The sequence below is a fragment of the Lonsdalea iberica genome, from assembly GCF_002111585.1.
In the GTDB taxonomy this organism is placed as follows: Bacteria; Pseudomonadota; Gammaproteobacteria; order Enterobacterales; family Enterobacteriaceae; genus Lonsdalea; species Lonsdalea iberica.
The window spans coordinates 1-16,538 of record NZ_LUTP01000009.1 but is presented as its reverse complement, the minus strand read 5'-3'; the positions used below and the strand labels follow the sequence as shown (position 1 = coordinate 16,538).

At 54.2% G+C, this 16,538-nt stretch carries 19 protein-coding genes and 1 pseudogene; 1 reads left to right on the top strand and 19 read right to left on the bottom strand.

Features of this window, described 5'->3' with window-relative positions; genetic code table 11:
- Positions 1-20: 20 nt before the first annotated feature.
- The 18 genes from AU511_RS05140 to yceD form a co-directional block, all read right to left on the bottom strand.
- Complete coding sequence (locus tag AU511_RS05140; RefSeq protein WP_094108993.1) at positions 21-869, bottom strand: phosphotransferase; 849 nt, start codon at positions 867-869, stop codon at positions 21-23.
- 6 nt (positions 870-875) lie between these two features.
- Positions 876-1,460 carry a penicillin-binding protein activator LpoB gene (gene lpoB / locus AU511_RS05135; protein WP_094108992.1) on the bottom strand — a complete coding sequence of 195 codons (585 nt, stop codon included), beginning with the start codon at positions 1,458-1,460 and terminating at the stop codon, positions 876-878.
- A gap of 90 nt (positions 1,461-1,550) precedes the next feature.
- Positions 1,551-1,901, bottom strand: a complete 351-nt coding sequence (gene hinT, locus AU511_RS05130) for a purine nucleoside phosphoramidase (RefSeq protein ID WP_094108991.1) — start codon at positions 1,899-1,901, stop codon at positions 1,551-1,553.
- A 108-nt stretch (positions 1,902-2,009) separates the two neighbouring features.
- Positions 2,010-3,071: a malate/lactate/ureidoglycolate dehydrogenase gene (locus AU511_RS05125; protein ID WP_094108990.1), complete on the bottom strand. Its 1,062-nt coding sequence runs from the start codon at positions 3,069-3,071 to the stop codon at positions 2,010-2,012.
- Between the two features lie 151 nt (positions 3,072-3,222).
- Positions 3,223-4,656, bottom strand: a complete 1,434-nt coding sequence (gene ptsG / locus AU511_RS05120) for a PTS glucose transporter subunit IIBC (protein ID WP_094099761.1) — start codon at positions 4,654-4,656, stop codon at positions 3,223-3,225.
- 309 nt (positions 4,657-4,965) lie between these two features.
- Positions 4,966-5,769: a metal-dependent hydrolase gene (locus AU511_RS05115; protein WP_094108989.1), complete on the bottom strand. Its 804-nt coding sequence runs from the start codon at positions 5,767-5,769 to the stop codon at positions 4,966-4,968.
- An 18-nt stretch (positions 5,770-5,787) separates the two neighbouring features.
- Positions 5,788-6,801 (bottom strand): DNA polymerase III subunit delta', encoded by a 1,014-nt coding sequence (holB, locus tag AU511_RS05110; RefSeq protein ID WP_094108988.1) that lies wholly within the window; start codon positions 6,799-6,801, stop codon positions 5,788-5,790.
- Entirely contained in the window at positions 6,801-7,454 is a 654-nt protein-coding gene (gene tmk / locus AU511_RS05105) for a dTMP kinase (RefSeq protein ID WP_094108987.1), read from the bottom strand. Before tmk ends, holB begins: the two co-directional genes overlap by 1 nt.
- Entirely contained in the window at positions 7,444-8,472 is a 1,029-nt protein-coding gene (gene mltG, locus AU511_RS05100) for an endolytic transglycosylase MltG (RefSeq protein WP_094108986.1), read from the bottom strand. Before mltG ends, tmk begins: the two co-directional genes overlap by 11 nt.
- A gap of 9 nt (positions 8,473-8,481) precedes the next feature.
- Positions 8,482-9,282 carry an aminodeoxychorismate lyase gene (gene pabC / locus AU511_RS05095; RefSeq protein WP_094108985.1) on the bottom strand — a complete coding sequence of 267 codons (801 nt, stop codon included), beginning with the start codon at positions 9,280-9,282 and terminating at the stop codon, positions 8,482-8,484.
- A gap of 125 nt (positions 9,283-9,407) precedes the next feature.
- Complete coding sequence (fabF, locus tag AU511_RS05090; protein ID WP_094099755.1) at positions 9,408-10,649, bottom strand: beta-ketoacyl-ACP synthase II; 1,242 nt, start codon at positions 10,647-10,649, stop codon at positions 9,408-9,410.
- A 78-nt stretch (positions 10,650-10,727) separates the two neighbouring features.
- Positions 10,728-10,964, bottom strand: a complete 237-nt coding sequence (gene acpP, locus AU511_RS05085; RefSeq protein WP_012765204.1) for an acyl carrier protein — start codon at positions 10,962-10,964, stop codon at positions 10,728-10,730.
- 153 nt (positions 10,965-11,117) lie between these two features.
- Complete coding sequence (fabG, locus tag AU511_RS05080) at positions 11,118-11,852, bottom strand: 3-oxoacyl-ACP reductase FabG (RefSeq protein WP_094099754.1); 735 nt, start codon at positions 11,850-11,852, stop codon at positions 11,118-11,120.
- 12 nt (positions 11,853-11,864) lie between these two features.
- Positions 11,865-12,794, bottom strand: a complete 930-nt coding sequence (gene fabD / locus AU511_RS05075; protein ID WP_094108984.1) for an ACP S-malonyltransferase — start codon at positions 12,792-12,794, stop codon at positions 11,865-11,867.
- 20 nt (positions 12,795-12,814) lie between these two features.
- Complete coding sequence (locus AU511_RS05070) at positions 12,815-13,765, bottom strand: beta-ketoacyl-ACP synthase III (RefSeq protein ID WP_094108983.1); 951 nt, start codon at positions 13,763-13,765, stop codon at positions 12,815-12,817.
- Positions 13,766-13,771: 6 nt separating this feature from the next.
- Positions 13,772-14,815 (bottom strand): phosphate acyltransferase PlsX, encoded by a 1,044-nt coding sequence (gene plsX / locus AU511_RS05065; protein WP_094099751.1) that lies wholly within the window; start codon positions 14,813-14,815, stop codon positions 13,772-13,774.
- A 26-nt stretch (positions 14,816-14,841) separates the two neighbouring features.
- Positions 14,842-15,012 (bottom strand): 50S ribosomal protein L32, encoded by a 171-nt coding sequence (gene rpmF, locus AU511_RS05060; RefSeq protein WP_026740382.1) that lies wholly within the window; start codon positions 15,010-15,012, stop codon positions 14,842-14,844.
- Between the two features lie 17 nt (positions 15,013-15,029).
- The gene (gene yceD / locus AU511_RS05055; RefSeq protein WP_026740383.1) at positions 15,030-15,551 is read right to left on the bottom strand and encodes a 23S rRNA accumulation protein YceD; all 522 of its coding nucleotides are present in this window, start codon (positions 15,549-15,551) and stop codon (positions 15,030-15,032) included.
- Positions 15,552-15,689: 138 nt separating this feature from the next.
- Between yceD and AU511_RS05050 the strand changes: the two genes are divergently transcribed.
- The gene (locus tag AU511_RS05050) at positions 15,690-16,277 is read left to right on the top strand and encodes a Maf family protein (protein WP_094108982.1); all 588 of its coding nucleotides are present in this window, start codon (positions 15,690-15,692) and stop codon (positions 16,275-16,277) included.
- Between the two features lie 46 nt (positions 16,278-16,323).
- Here AU511_RS05050 and AU511_RS05045 read toward each other — a convergent pair.
- A pseudogene (locus AU511_RS05045) lies at positions 16,324-16,538 on the bottom strand (23S rRNA pseudouridine(955/2504/2580) synthase); the annotation flags it as partial.

Sequence of the window (16,538 nt, the reverse complement as noted above, 5' to 3'; positions counted from 1 at the left end):
TTTTCATTTGCCCGCCGAGCCTACCAGGGCAAGCCTAATTTCAACCGCAACGGCGTTGCGGCCTGCAAAAATGTCGTCTGGCGCGTCTGCTGCCAGCGAACTTCGTACCACATCAGCATCAGGAAATCGACCCAGGGCAGCCACTGCGCTATCCGCTCGCTCAGCGATCGCGAGGACATGCCGGACCAATGGCGGCAATAATCATTCAGAAATCGTTGCTGTCGTTCAGGCGCCAGCGCATTGGCACGAAACAGCGCCGCCAGCTCCAGAGCGACATCGCCATCGGCCGCATATTCCCAATCAATCAGACGCCAGGTTTGCGCATGATGGACGAGGTTGCCCGGATGTACGTCCAGATGCAATGGCGCGAGCATCAACGTCGGCGGCAAAGAACGGCCGAGCAACCGTTTGAGATGTCGCAGCAGGTTTGGCGTCCGCCTGGCGGGCGCCATATTTTGCCAGTGGCGAATGAACAACGCTTTCAACGGCAATGGAAATCCGTAAACAGGTTGATGATGCAGCGCCGCCAGCCGTGCCGCCAGCGCGCCCTTTTGCAGCAGTTCATCAAACTGGGCATCCGTGGCGACGGTCCCGTCCAGCCACTCTACCAGCAGCCACTCGCTACGCAGACCGACGGGGCGAGGCGCCAGTCCAACCAGGGAGAGCTGGCGCAAAATGCGGAACTCACGTCGACGATTGCCGCCCAGCTGCGCGCCATCACGCGATTGCTCGCGCGCAAGCCGGTCTCCTTCCGGCGTATGCACCCGCCAGCTTGCTGAACTGAGTCCCCGCACCTCAGACAAACAAAAACCGGCGGTCGACGCCGGTTTTTGTCGTTCAAGCAGCGCGAGGAGCGCTGATTGAGTCATAGAGCCTTACTCATGAATCGTGCCAGTGCCGGACCAGACAATTTCGCCGGTCTGAACCAGCATCAATTGCAGCTCCAGTTCAGGGGATTTCACGTCGCCGCTCGCGTCGCTGTATAGCACATACTGCGCCCCGACGTAGCGAGCCAGTCCAATCGCTTTGCTGCGCGACCCCAGACTATCTTCTGCGGAAAGGCCCAGCGTCTGACGCGCCGCGCCCAGTTGCTGGCGCGACACCAAAGTAAACACCGGATTGGAACCCAAAGCGTTATACAGCGCCGAGGTCGCTTTCCCAGTCTGCAGTGAACCGTTAGTGCTATTTTTGACATTATCGAGCAACAGTAAGCTGCCTTTGGTGACCCCGTCTGCCTTCAACATTTGATCCACCAGCGGGGAAACGCTCGCCTGCCAGTCCAGAGGAGACTGAAGTTTAGGCGGTGAAGGTACCGGCTCAGACTGGGGGGGCAGCGGCTGCGAAGGCGCCGTCGGCTCAGCCGGTTGAACGGGAGCAGGCGGCTGCTCTGGTTGTTGCTGACGGCTGGTACAGCCTGCGGCGATCAGCGCTAGCAGCAATACGCCCAGATATTTCTTCATGATTTTCCTCTCAACGGACCCAAGCAGAAATGACGACACGCTAATGCGCCGCAACGGCGTAGCGATATCTTTATGTGACAACGTCACAAATTAAATGGCGAGCAACGGCCCTAGCGCACACCCGCCCAGTAGATGCATGTGCACGTGGTAGACTTCCTGCCCGCCATGACGGTTACAGTTGATGACTAAACGATAGCCATCCTCGGCGATCCCTTCCTGCCGAGCGATTTTGCCCGCCACCGTAATCATACGACCCAGCGCGGCTTCATGCTCGACCGTCGCGTCGTTCACGGTAGGAATCAGCACATTCGGTATGATGAGAATGTGGGTGGGAGTGCGTGGTGCGATGTCACGAAACGCGGTGACCAGATCGTCCTGATAAACCACATCCGCTGGAATTTCCCGGCGAATAATTTTACTGAAAATCGTTTCCTCAGCCATGATAACTATCCTTTGTATAGCCGCGCCCTCTGGCGCATCGTAGTGAAGTATGAGCGATAAATCTGATGGTTTTCAACCATCTTCGTTTTTTATCACCGCACTGTTGAATTAAAGAGCAAACGCGGTTTCCGGCATACCCAGTGAACGCCCCGCCTCGACGATTTTGCCCCACTCTTGTTCGGATAGAGTGATTCCATCAGCCATGCGCTCGCGACAAGCAATGATTTCCGGTTCGCCCGCCATTAAGATAGGCGCATCAGGATCGGGCGTCCGCGAAGAGCGCGCGTAATCCAGCATGGCGTCATATTCCCGGCGCAACCACGCCATTCCAACCAGCTGGGCTGGGTCGATCACGATGGTCGTCATATTATTGACGATAGCCCCGGCGCGTTCGTTTTCCGGCTGGATAGTGCCGCCACCGGACAGAATTCCCGCCAGCAGTTCTGCCGCCATGATCAATCCGCCGCCCTTATGTCTGGCAATGGGCCGTAGCGCGCCGGGATGCGTCTCATCCCACATCACGCTGGGATCGTTGGTCAGACGACCTTCATTATCGAACATCACCTCTTCGTCAAAGGTTTTTCCCGCCAGATAAGCTACACGCGTTTTCCCCAAGGCGACCATGCTGGTTGCAAAATCAAGAATGAATGGCGGATTCTCGCTGCTGCCGGGGAAAGCAATACAGATGGGATTGGTGCCGAAGCGGCTTTCGCTGCCGCTAAACGGTGCAACGATGGGCGGAAGATCGTTCACATTGACGAAGTGAATGGCGATCAGGCCCTCTTCGGCCGCCATCTCGCCATAGGTTCCAATGCGCCCGAGATGGCAGGTCGTCGATAGCGTCATCAGACAGACGCCCGTGGTTTTAACGCGGTCGATAGCCGCCTGCATGGCCTCTTTGCCCGTACGCTGACCGAATCCACGGTCGCCGCTGAACTGCAACACGGCCCCCGCGTCTTTGATCAGCCGTGCAGGTGTATTGGGATGCATAGCCCCTTTCCCGATAAAACGGACGTACTCCGGCAGCATTCCGACGCCGTGGCTATCATGCCCTTTCAAATTAGCGCCAACCAAATGCGCCGCCACGCAGTCTGCTTCACTTTCATCACATCCAAGCTGCTGCAATAACTGCTGCGCCACCTGCGTTAAACGCTGTGCTGATATCTGCATGGTCATTTTCCCAAGTGTAAGTGATGGGATTATCCTACTGCCGAACCTCACCTCAGGGGAATGCTCTTGTGACGCCGTGGAATCCACGAAGGGATGGCGGACATAAAAAAAGGGGCTTGCGCCCCTTAGTTTGATATGTGTGAAGCTGGTATCAGCTATTACGGATAAAGTCGTCCATGTCCGTTTTCAGGTTGTCAGACTTGGTGCCGAAAATAGCCTGCACGCCTGAACCTGCGACCACAACGCCCGCAGCTCCCAGGCTTTTCAGACCCGCCTGGTCTACTTTAGCTACATCCGCCACGCTCACACGCAGACGCGTAATACAGGCATCCAGGTTAGTGATGTTGTCTTTACCGCCGAACGCAGTGACCAGCGCCGCAGCCATTTCACCGCCGCCGGCAACTGATTTACCTTCTGACGCCACTTCACGACCCGGCGTTTTCAGATTCAGTTTGGCAATCAGTACGCGGAAGAGCGTGTAGTACACCAGCGCGTAGCCCAGACCGACGATCGGGAACAGCCATAGTTTGCTTCCATTACCGCTCAGGACGATAAAGTCGATGAGGCCATGCGAGAAACTGGTGCCGTCGCGCATCCCCAGCAGGATACAGATCGGGAACGCCAGTCCAGCCAGAATGGCGTGGATCGCATACAGTAACGGCGCGACAAACATGAAGGAGAATTCAATCGGCTCTGTAATCCCGGTCAGGAATGCCGTCAGCGCGGCTGAGATCATGATACCCGCGACTTTGGCGCGGTTTTCCGGCCTTGCAGAATGCCAAATGGCAATCGCTGCCGCCGGCAGACCATACATTTTGAACAGGAAGCCGCCGGACAGTTTACCCGCCGTCGGGTCGCCCGCCATGTAACGAGGAATATCGCCGTGGAAAACCTGGCCCGCCGCGTTAGTGTATTCGCCGATCTGCATTTGGAAAGGTACGTTCCAGATGTGGTGCAGACCGAACGGCACCAGAGAACGTTCAATCAGACCATACAAACCGAACGCCACCACCGGGTTCTGGTATGCGGCCCACTGAGAGAACTCCTGAATCGCCGTACCAACCGGCGGCCAAATGAAGGAAAGCACTACGCCCAGCAGGATAGCGCACAGGCCAGAGATGATCGGCACAAAGCGTTTACCGGCAAAGAAGCCCAGATATTCCGGCAGTTTAATGCGGTAGAAACGGTTGAACATGTAGGCCGCGATGGAACCGGCGATGATCCCGCCAAGAACCCCGGTATCCGCCAGATGCTTCGCCGTAATCTCTTCCGCAGGCATGTGCAGGACAAGCGGTGCAACCACGGACAGCGTTTTCACCATGATGCCATAGGCCACCACGGCGGCCAGAGCGGAAACCCCATCGTTATTAGTGAACCCCAGCGCTACGCCGATCGCGAAGATTAACGGCATATTGGCAAAGACAGATCCACCCGCTTCCGCCATGACATGGGAAACAACTGCGGGCAACCAGCTAAAATTGGCCGCACCGACGCCCAGCAGAATACCTGCGATGGGCAGCACGGATACCGGCAGCATTAGCGATTTACCTACTTTTTGCAGGTTTGCGAATGCATTCTTGAACATAATTGAGTGTGCTCCTGAGTGATAGTGCTTTGCTTCTGATACGTGATGCGAAGGTGGGAGGATATCCTTCAGAGTGCAAGGATGTCGCAGCATCCTTTTATTTTTTACGCAGACTAAAATAAATACTGCGCCCAATGTTTGATAGCTGTCACGTTTCAACACAACAACACGCTGTAAATATTGCGGAAGTTGCATTTTTTGTGATCAACATCTAAAAATAACAACAAACTCCAGGATTTTTTCTGGAGACAGGCTGCCCACCCGCACAATTAATTACGAAGCCCGAAAAAATTCAACCATTCTTATTCACTAACTGGCAGGGGTCAACCGCGCAGGATCAATGTGGAACAGGTCCGCAAAGTTGGCGCTGGTCGTTTCCGCCAACGTGTCGAGACTGACATTTTTAAGCACCGCCAGATACTCCGCTACGTCGCGGACGTAGGCCGGTTGGTTTTCTTTTCCTCGGTACGGCACCGGCGCCAACCAGGGAGAATCCGTTTCGATCAGCATGCGATCCAACGGTATGTACCGCGCCACCTCTCTCAACGCTTCCGCCGTACGGAAGGTCACGATACCGGAAAATGAGATATAGAAACCCATATCCAGCAGTTTTTCAGCGGTGTCCTTATCTTCGGTGAAGCAGTGTAAAACCCCGCGGCACTCGTTGGCTTTTTCTTCCGCCAAAATCGCCAGCGTATCGGCACGCGCTGAACGCGTGTGAACGATAATCGGCTTATTCAGCTCACGGCCGATGCGAATATGTTCGCGGAACGAGGCCTGCTGGCGGCCAATCGCGGCCGGGTCCTGTTCATAGTGGTAATCCAACCCCGTTTCACCCAGCGCGACGACCTCAGGCAATGCGGCCAGCTCACGCAGCTCAGCGTAATCATAAGGCTCTTCCATGCTGAGGGGATGCACGCCGCAGGAAAAGGCAACATTGTCCCTTTCGCCGATCAACGTTTTCATCGAACGGAATCCCGGCAGGGTGGTGGCGACGGCCAGGAGGAAACGCACATCCCGCGCCTCGGCTTTCGTCAGTACATCAGAGACGTCTCGGTGCAGAGACTGATAATCAAGACCATCGAGATGGCAGTGGGAATCAACAAGCAACATAGTGGCTATCCGATAGTTTTAGACAGTAAATGGATGAGGTAATCGAGGTGACGGCACAGATAGACTCTGTTCCCAATCGAGCAACAGCGAGGTGAGCAGCAATTCGCGATTGGCTCCCGTGATGGTGCGCAGTTGGTGGCGACACTGCAACCAACGACGCAGCGCGAACAGCAACTGGTCGGGCGTCAGCGCCCTCGCCAGCTGTTCAACCAGCGTAAGCTGATCCTGATTGACCAGATGTGAACTTGCGCTCTGGTGACATTTCAACGCGTCCAAAAATAGAGAAGCAACCCAGTGAATGCGCTCATCGGTGTCATCCCCATTAAGCGGCGTCACCAGAGACAACATGTCCCGTTGCGCCAGACAGCCCGAAAGCGCCTGACACAGCGTGAGACGCGGTTTCCATTGTCCCGGTTGCAGCAGATGCTCCGCCGCCAGCGGCGCGCCCGCATAAAGTCGCAGCGCCGTCTGTAACGCCGGCTCGTCGGTATGTCCGCGCTGACGCAACCAGTGCATGGCATGCGTCTCTTCGGGGACAGGCAAGTAGTAATAAGAGCACCGGCTGCGCAGCGTCGCCAATAATCGCGACGGCTCGCGGCACCCCAGAATGAAATAGGTGTCCTGAGGCGGCTCTTCCAGCGTTTTTAATAAGGCATTGGCCGCCGCTTCGGTCAATAATTCAGCCTGAGGCAGGCTAACGACTTTCGCCCCTCCCTGCCGCGAGCGCTGATAGACTTTTTCGAGCACCGCCCGCACGGCATCCACCCCCAAACTCAGTTTGCCTTTTTCTAAGGTGAGAGTGTGCCAGTCCGGGTGCGTACCTGCGCTCATCAACTGGCAAGCGTGGCAATGCCCGCAGCTTTTCATGCCCTCCGGCTGCTGGCACATCAGCCAGCGGCTCAAAGCATAGCTCAAGGAAGCTTCGCCCATTCCCGACAGCGCATGGATAAGCAGCGCATGGTGACCTCGCCCAGCCTGATGTTGGGTCAGTAGTTGGCGGTAGGGAGCATTCAGCCACGGGTACCACTCCATCAGCTCGCTTCTCCGCACGTCAGGCCAAGATGCGTCAGCCACTCGGCAAGCGCCTGATGGATGTCGTGACTCACATTTTCCAGCGTTTGACCGGCATCTATCGTCACAATACTTGGGTCGGCAGCGGCCAGCGCCTGATAGCGTGCTCGGGTACGATCGAAGAATGCCAGCGACTCCTGCTCGATACGGTCAAGAGCGCCACGCTGACGCGCACGCTGTAAGCCGACGGCAGGGGGAAGATCGAGATACAACGTCATATCGGGACGAAAATCGCCCAGCACGGTGTCACGCAGAGACGTCATCAATGTTTGATCAATCCCGCGACCGCCGCCCTGATAGGCCTGAGAGGACAGATCGTGACGGTCTCCAACCACCCACGCGCCCCGCTGCAACGCGGGCTTGATGACGTTTTCCACCAATTGCACTCGCGCTGCGTAGAGCATCAACAGTTCGGCCTTATCCGTCAGTTTTTCGCCCTCGACGCCCTGTTTAATCAGAGTACGCAATTGCTCGGCCAGCGGGGTGCCGCCCGGCTCACGGGTGAAGACAACCTCTTCAATGCCAAACTGGCGCAAGGTTGCCACCACCACGTTGCGAGCGCTGGTTTTTCCGGCCCCTTCTAGCCCTTCAATGACGATGAATTTACTGTGCATGCTTTTCCTTTACGGCTACCGACGCGTTACGGTATGCCCGCACCGCGCGATTGTGGTCGGATAAATTGGTGGTGAACGTGTGTCCCCCCTTTCCATCCGCGACAAAATAGAGATAGTTGGTTTTTTCGGGATGCGCCGCCGCTTCCAGCGACGCTCTGCCCGGCATGGCTATCGGCGTCGGCGGCAAGCCGCTAATGACGTAAGTGTTGTATGCTGTCGGCGCATCCAGTGCGCTGCGCGTGATGGCGCCATTATAGCGTTCTCCCATGCCGTAAATCACCGTGGGATCCGTCTGCAAGCGCATTCCCACGCGCAGGCGGTTGATAAAGACGGAGGCAATCAGTGCCCTTTCACTGCCGATAGCCGTTTCCTTTTCGATAATCGACGCCATCGTCAGCAGCTGTTCTTTATTCTTGTACGGCAGACCGTCCTCGCGCCCCTGCCAGACTTCGTCGACGATTTTATCCATCCGCTGGAAAGCACGCGTCAGTACCGTTTTATCCGTCATACCCGCGGTGTGAAGATAAGTGTCCGGATAAAACCAACCTTCGGGATTGGGCTGATCCTTGATACCCAGCGCTTCGGCAATCTCCTGCGGGCTCTTTCCGGCCAGCGTCTTTTTAAGATACGGCGACTGCTGTAGGGTTTCCAGCCAGTCCCGCAGTCGCGAACCCTCCACAAACCGAATGGCGAACTGCACTTCTTTACCGCTGTCCAGTAAAGCCAGCATCTGCCGAACCGTCATTCCGGGTTGAAAGCGGTAGGTGCCAGCTTTGAAATTGGCCAGCGCCGGTTCCAGCCGCAATAATACGGGAAAGCGCCAGCTGGCTGGCAGAATCTTCTGTTCCGCCAGTTGTTGTTCAAGCGCTTCATGGCCGGCTCCCGCCGGGAGAGTAAAAAGGGTTTCCTGAGTGATCTTGAGCGGTGAGGCGGCGAACTGCTGCACCTGTTTCCACAGGATGAAGGCCCCTACGACCACAAGACCGATGCAGCCAATCCCGATTTTCATTCTCTTCATAACATTCCATTACTCACAGTTAGGGCTCAAGAAGTCATACAGATCTCGTGAGCGATAACACCAGGCTTCGGCCTGGTTCACAGAAATCAATGGCATCAAAGCGTTACAAATAAGCACTTCGTCAGCCGTCGCCAGGACATCCAGTGGGGCAGCGACCACTTGTAGCTGATAGTCTGATTGTTCCAGCGACTTCATAATATGGCGTCGCGTCAGACCATCGACGCCGGACTGCGACAGATCCGGGGTAAAAACCTGTTTGCCGCGCCGCCAGAATAAATTAGCCGCACAGCATTCCACTAGCCTGTCGTGGGTGTCAAGCACTAGGGCCTCGTCAGCGCCCTGCTGGTCAAGGTGACGACGGATCATCACCTGCTCCAGACGATTAAGATGTTTTATGCCGGCAAGGAGTGGGCTTCTTGCTAATTTTATCGGGCTAAGCGCCAACGTGATGCCATCCCGACGCCAGCTGTCGTAATGTGCAGGGTAATCAGTGTGCATGACCATCCGGACCGGGGCGATACACCCCTTGGGGCTATACCCCCTTCCCCCCACGCCGCGAGTCACGACGGCTTTCACCACACCGCTCGTCTTCCCCTCAGCAGCCTGTTGCATCTCCGTCGACAATAAGTCCCAGTCGATATCTGGAAGCATCAACACCCGTGCCGCGCGCTGCAGTCGCTGAATATGACGTTCGAGCCATACCACCCGTCCGTTGAGTATCCGAGCCGTGGTAAAACAGCCGTCGCCGTACTGTACACTACGATCAGAAGCGGGCAAACTCTGGTCTAATACCCCATTAATCAACCACATAGATTCAATTCCACTTTATGATGAAAAAAGTGAGTTCAACTCACGACCAAGGAAAACTAACCTTAGCCTATTTTATTCAGGCAAAAAAAAGCCCGGAAGATCCGGGCTTTCATCAAGCACTCACGTCAGACTTTGCGGAAGACCAATGAACCATTGGTGCCACCGAATCCGAATGAGTTACACAGTACGTATTCCATACCTGAAACCTGACGAGCTTCATGAGGCACGAAATCCAGGTCGCAACCCTCATCCGGGTTATCAAGGTTGATCGTCGGCGGAATCGCCTGATCGCGCAGCGCAAGAACACACATAATGGATTCCACTGCGCCAGCGGCACCCAGCAGGTGACCTGTCATTGATTTGGTCGAGCTGACCATTACGCGTGATGCGCTGTCGCCAAAGACGGATTTCACCGCCTGAGTTTCAGCTTTATCGCCAACTGGAGTCGACGTGCCGTGCGCGTTGATATAGCCCACTTGTTCTGCAGTGATATTCGCATCGCGGAACGCATTGAGCATTGCCTTCGCGGCACCAGCACCATCTGACGGCGGTGACGTCATATGGTACGCATCGCTGCTCATACCAAAGCCAGTGATTTCAGCATAAATTTTGGCGCCTCGGCGTTTAGCATGCTCATACTCTTCAAGCACCATAATGCCAGCGCCGTCGCCCAGAACGAACCCATCACGGTCTTTGTCCCACGGACGGCTAGCCGCCTGCGGATCGTCGTTGCGGGTTGACAGGGCTCGGGCTGCGCCGAATCCACCTACGCCCAGAGGACTACTGGCTTTTTCGGCGCCACCGGCCAGCATCGCGTCAGCATCGCCATAAGCAATGATACGGGCTGCATGTCCGATGTTATGTACACCAGAAGTACAAGCGGTCGCGATGGAGATACTGGGTCCCTGCAGACCAAACATGATGCTCAAATGACCGGCAACCATGTTGACGATGGTGGAAGGGACAAAGAAGGGACTGATTTTACGAGGTCCGCCACGAACCAGAGCCGCGTGGTTTTCCTCAATCAGTCCCAGACCGCCAATACCCGAACCAATGGCAGCACCAATACGTCCGGCATTGGCTTCTGTGACTTCGAGGCCCGAGTCTTTCATAGCCTGAATACCGGCCACGACGCCGTACTGAATAAAAGCGTCCATCTTGCGAGCATCTTTGCGCGAGATGAATTCTTCACAATTAAAATTGTCAACTAAGCCAGCAAAACGTGTTGCATAGGCACTAGTATCGAAATGATCAATGGGTTTGATACCACTCTGACCGGCAAGCAAAGCCTTCCAAGTTGACTCAACTGTGTTGCCGACAGGAGATAACATGCCCAGACCAGTCACAACTACACGACGCTTAGACACGCTGATCCTCCAGGGAGGGAAAATACTGAGGTATTAAAGGGAACTTAGGCGGTCGAATGACCGCCTAGATATGTTCATTTACTGCTGGTTTGCCTGGATGAAATCAATTGCTGCCTGAACAGTAGTGATTTTTTCGGCTTCTTCGTCTGGAATCTCGGTATCAAACTCTTCTTCCAGAGCCATTACCAGCTCAACGGTGTCAAGAGAATCAGCGCCGAGGTCATCAACGAAGGAAGCATTGTTCACGACTTCTTCCGGTTTAACACCCAGCTGTTCAACGATGATTTTCTTAACGCGTTCTTCGATAGTGCTCATACTCTTAAATTTCCTATCAAAACTCGCTTTCGCGATGGTTTTCGTAGTGTATAAAATGTTGAAAAAGATGCAACAAAATCAGTACTGGTCGAGCCAGGATTTTGTGCTTTTTGCAGATTTCGCTGCAAATTCAAGCAAATATGATCTGACTTATCAGATCATATACATGCCGCCATTAACATGCAATGTTTCACCAGTGATGTAACCCGCTTCTTCAGAAGCTAAGAACGTAACAGCACTGGCAATTTCTTTCGCATCACCCAAGCGCCCAGCAGGAACACCAGCCAAAATGCCCGCACGCTGCTCATCTGTCAATGCTCGCGTCATATCGGTTTCAATAAAACCCGGAGCTACAACGTTGACGGTGACGCCACGAGAGGCCACTTCCTGCGCGAGAGATTTGCTGAACCCTACCAGCCCGGCTTTAGCGGCCGAATAGTTGGACTGCCCAGGGTTACCGCTGGTGCCGACCACAGAGCCGATAGTGATGATACGGCCGAAACGCTTTTTCATCATGGAACGCAGCACGGCTTTGGACAAGCGAAATACGGAACGCAAGTTCGTATCCAGCACATCCTGCCACTCTTCGTCCTTCATGCGAATAAGCAGATTATCTCGTGTGATACCTGCGTTATTCACCAGAATGTCAATGTCGCCGAATTCTGACTTGATAGCAGCCAAAGTCGATTCAATCGAGGACATATCCGCGACATTCAGGACATAACCTTTACCATTTTCACCCAGCCACGCGCTGATATCAGCGGCACCTTTTTCGCTCGTCGCCGTCCCCATGACCTTCGCGCCACGCGCGACCAGTGATTCAGCGATAGCGCGACCGATGCCACGGCTGGCGCCGGTAACAAGAACAATTTTTCCGTCAAAGCTCATCATCTATTCCGTTTATTGATCAAGGGCTGTTGATAAGGAAGCAGAATCATTGACTGCCGATGCAGTCAGCGTATCTACGATTCGTTTGGTTAGTCCGGTAAGTACTTTACCCGGGCCAACTTCTAAAAGCTTCTGCACGTCCTGAGCGGCGATGTACTCGACGCACTCCGTCCAGCGGACAGGGTTGGAAAGCTGGCGCACCAGCGCACTGCGGATAGCTTCCGGCGAAGTTTCAGTCCGGACATCCACGTTGTTCACAACCGGAATTTGTGGCGCGTTGAAAGTGACGCCTTCCAGCGCTTCCGCCAGCTTACGTGCAGCAGGCTCCATCAGAGCACAATGAGAGGGGACGCTGACCGGCAGCGGCAGCGCGCGTTTCGCCCCGGCTGCCTTACAGGCTGCGCCAGCGCGTTCAACCGCCTCTTTATTACCCGCAATGACGACCTGTCCCGGAGAGTTGAAGTTCACCGGCGAGACAACCTGTCCCTGAGCGGCTTCCGCACAGGCAGCAGCTATAGTGTCGTTATCGAGGCCGATGATGGCATACATAGCGCCTGTATTTTCCGGCACAGCTTCCTGCATCAGCTTGCCGCGTAACTCCACCAGACTGACCGCCTGTTTGAAGTCCATAACGCCTGCGCAAACTAAAGCGGAATATTCACCCAGACTGTGGCCTGCCATCAGTGCAGGTGCTTTACCGCCCTGCTGTTGCCATGCACGCCAAATGGCGACTGATGCGCTTAACAGCGCTGGCTGCGTCTGCCAGGTTTTGTTTAACTCTTCCGCCGGGCCCTGTTGAGTCAGTTCCCACAGGTCATAACCTAAAACGGAGGAAGCTTCATCGAATGTGTCCTTGACTATCGGATTCGTCTCCGCCAGCTCAGCCAGCATACCGACTGATTGGGAACCTTGTCCCGGGAACACCATTGCAAAATGAGTCATAATCAGAAAGTCCTGTTTTATCAAAAACGTACCAGAGCAGAACCCCAGGTAAATCCACCGCCGAACGCTTCAAGTAATACCAGCTGCCCACGTTTGATACGTCCGTCGCGCACGGCTTCGTCCAACGCCGCAGGTACTGAAGCTGCAGAAGTATTTCCATGGCGATCGAGCGTGATCACCACTTTATCCATGCCCATGCCCAGCTTTTTGGCCGTCGCGTTGATAATACGAAGGTTCGCCTGATGCGGAACCAGCCAATCCAGCTCGGCTTTGTCCAGTTTTGCAGCCGCCAGCGTTTCTTCAACGATGTGAGCCAGTTCCTTAACGGCGACTTTGAATACTTCGTTGCCGGCCATTGTCAGATATTCCGGCGTTTTGTTGGTGCGTGCCTGGTATGGCAAAGACAAAAGCTGACCATAGCGGCCATCGGCATGTAGATGTGTAGAAATGAGGCCCGGCTCTTCAGAGCGGGATAAGACAACCGCGCCGGCACCATCGCCAAACAGAATCAGCGTTCCGCGATCTTCCGGGTCCAGCGTGCGTGTCAGTGCGTCAGAGCCGATCACCAGCGCGTAATCTACAGCGCCATTCTTGACATACTGGTCAGCCACGCTCAAAGCGTAGGTGAAGCCTGCGCAGGCAGCCGCTAAATCGAAAGCGATGGTGTCCTGGATATCCAGCATCTGCTGAATCTGGCAGGCCGAACTCGGGAATGCATGACTGGAAGACGTCGTTGCGACGATCAGCAAACCGACTTTGTTTTTATCGACATCGGCCATCTCGAGCGCTTTTTGCGCCGCGCGGAACCCCATGGTGGCCACATTTTCGTCCGGCCCTGCGATGCGACGTTCGCGGATACCGGTGCGAGTGACAATCCACTCGTCTGACGTATCCACCATTTTCTCTAAATCAGAATTAGACCTGATCTGTCCGGGCAAATAGCTTCCCGTTCCTAAAATTTTTGTATACATGTAAGCTCAATCACTCTTGGGTAATACAGACGTGAGTCGCGCAGCGATCCTTTCAGGAATCTGCCGTTGTACTGTCTGCACTGCCTGTTCAATCGCTACCGCAAACGCATTCGAGTTTGCAGCTCCATGGCTCTTTATCACTGTCCCGCGTAATCCTAGCAGACAAGCCCCGTTATAGTGGTCAGGGTTCAGGTGGCCAAAGCGCCGGGAAAGACGTTTTTGCAACCAGCGTCCCAATAATTTCAGCCACCAAGACTGTTTTTGTCTACGATCTGAACCTGAGGAGGATTTCAGAAGAGACAGAAACATTCTAACGACGCCTTCCATCGTCTTGAGCGTGACGTTGCCTACGAACCCATCACACACCATGACATCTGTTTTGCCGGTTAGTAACTCGTTGCCTTCCAGATAACCGATGTAGTTGATAGACGATGTCGCTTTCAAACGCGCGGCAGCTTCGCGGATGTTGTTCAGCCCTTTACTTTCTTCTTCGCCAATATTTAACAGCGCCACTCGAGGGTTGCTGAGTCCGAGAACCTCTTCTGCCATGACCGCGCCCATCACGGCGAACTGCACGAGCATGGTGCTATCGCACTCGACGTTCGCGCCGAGATCCAGCACAACCGTCTTACCATGCTGTTGATGCGGCAACACCGTCACCAGCGCAGGACGTTCAATACCATCAACCGGCTTCAGCAGCAATTTGGCTAGCCCCATCAGCGCTCCGGTATTTCCAGCACTCACGCAAGCCTGAGCACGCCCTTCCTTGATCAACTCCAATGCAATGCGCATGGAAGAGCCACGGCTAGCGCGTATAGCTTGAGATGGTCTGGCATCGCCCGCGATTACCGTTTCAGCCGGTACGATTTCCAAACGGGAAGACAGGGAGGAATCGACTTTGCTAAGTAATGGAGTGAGCGTTGTAGGATCGCCAACCAGCAGCAGATAAAGATTTGGATTAGAAGCCAGTGCCTGCAATGCAGCAGGCACTGTTACGCAGGGGCCAAAGTCCCCGCCCATTGCATCTAACGCCAGAGTCAGGCGTGTCAAAGCATTTCCTTGCGATTAAGCAGGAATTACTTAGCAATGACCTTGCGACCGCGGTAGTAGCCATCCGCAGTTACGTGGTGACGCAGATGAGTTTCGCCAGAAACTTTATCTACGGATACGGCAGTTGTGGTCAGAGCATCGTGAGCACGACGCATACCACGTTTGGAACGGGTTGGTTTATTCTGTTGTACGGCCATGGACCTTACTCCTTCAATTACTTACGCTTTAAACTAGCTAATACGGCAAATGGATTTGGTTTCTCCGCCTCTTCAGGCAGTTTGCCAAACACCATGTCCGCTTCGGACACTTCACAGTGTTCAGAATCATGCACCGGTGCGATGGGCAATGAAAGAATAATTTCATCTTCTATCATCGCCAGTAAGTCGACCTCACCGAACTCGTTGACCTGGATCGGTTCGTACGCTTCCGGCAGAGCTTCGGCCTGCTCATCACTGATGACCGGGCTAAAACATAACGTGGCGTGGACCTGATGTTCGAAAGGCTTGCCACAGCGCTGGCACCGTAAGGTTACCGCCACATCGGCACGTCCATCGATTACAGCTAAACGCTGATTATCAATGTTGAACGATAAAGCCGCTTCGACATCGCTATCCACACTAACCACTGATTCGGCAACACGCATCACCTGTTCAGCTGTATAGACACCAACATAATCTAAACGCTTTTGAGCAGTGCGAGCCGCGTCGAGGGTTAAGGGTAATTTTACCTTTTGCATAGGGCGCGCATATTAGCGTCGTAACGACATAGAGTCAAAGGAAAAGGTGGGGTTTGGAAACTTTCGCCAGGGTTCGCATCGGAAGCTAATCGCAGTTTAGAATGAGCTGTATGTTCAAGCCACAATTTTACAATCACTATGCCTAAAATCGTTCTCGCATCTACCTCACCTTACCGCCGCGCACTGCTCGAAAAGCTGAACATCGCCTTCGAATGTGCTTCCCCACAGGTCGACGAAACGCCCTTCCCTAACGAAGACGCTCCCGCACTGGTGAAACGGTTGGCCATGGCCAAAGCAAGATCGTTGGCAAACGACTATCCGAGTCATCTCATTATAGGCTCTGATCAAGTCTGTGTGCTTAACGGCCAGATAACCGGTAAACCTCACGATCACCCACGTGCTGTTGCCCAATTGCGTCAGGCCAGTGGCAGTCACGTCATTTTTTATACCGGACTGGCGCTTTACAATAGCCAAAGCGCACGCATGCACTGTTTGGTTGAACCCTACGAGGTTCATTTTCGAACGCTAACGAATAAAGAGATTGATAACTATATAAAGAAGGAACGTCCTTTTGACTGTGCGGGAAGTTTCAAGAGCGAGGGACTTGGCATTACGTTATTTGATCGACTGTCGGGGAGGGATCCCAATACGCTGATTGGGCTGCCGCTTATCGCTCTATTGGACCTGCTGCGACAAGAAGACGTGAATCCTCTTTTGATTTCCTGATTCGCATGTTAATTGCACCTGACTCATCGACAGGTGCGATACTCGATTACGACTTTTGGTTGCGCAAGACTTGCAGACAACGGCGAAGTTCATTATCTAAAGGCGCCTCGACCCGTAAAGTCTCGCCGGTGTTGGGATGCTCGAATTTTAGAGCCTGAGCATGCAGGAACAGCCGCTTCAGACCGGTGCCTGCCAATTGTCCATCAAAATCCCGGTCGCCATAACGATCGTCAAAAGCAATAGGATGGCCAGCATGAAGGG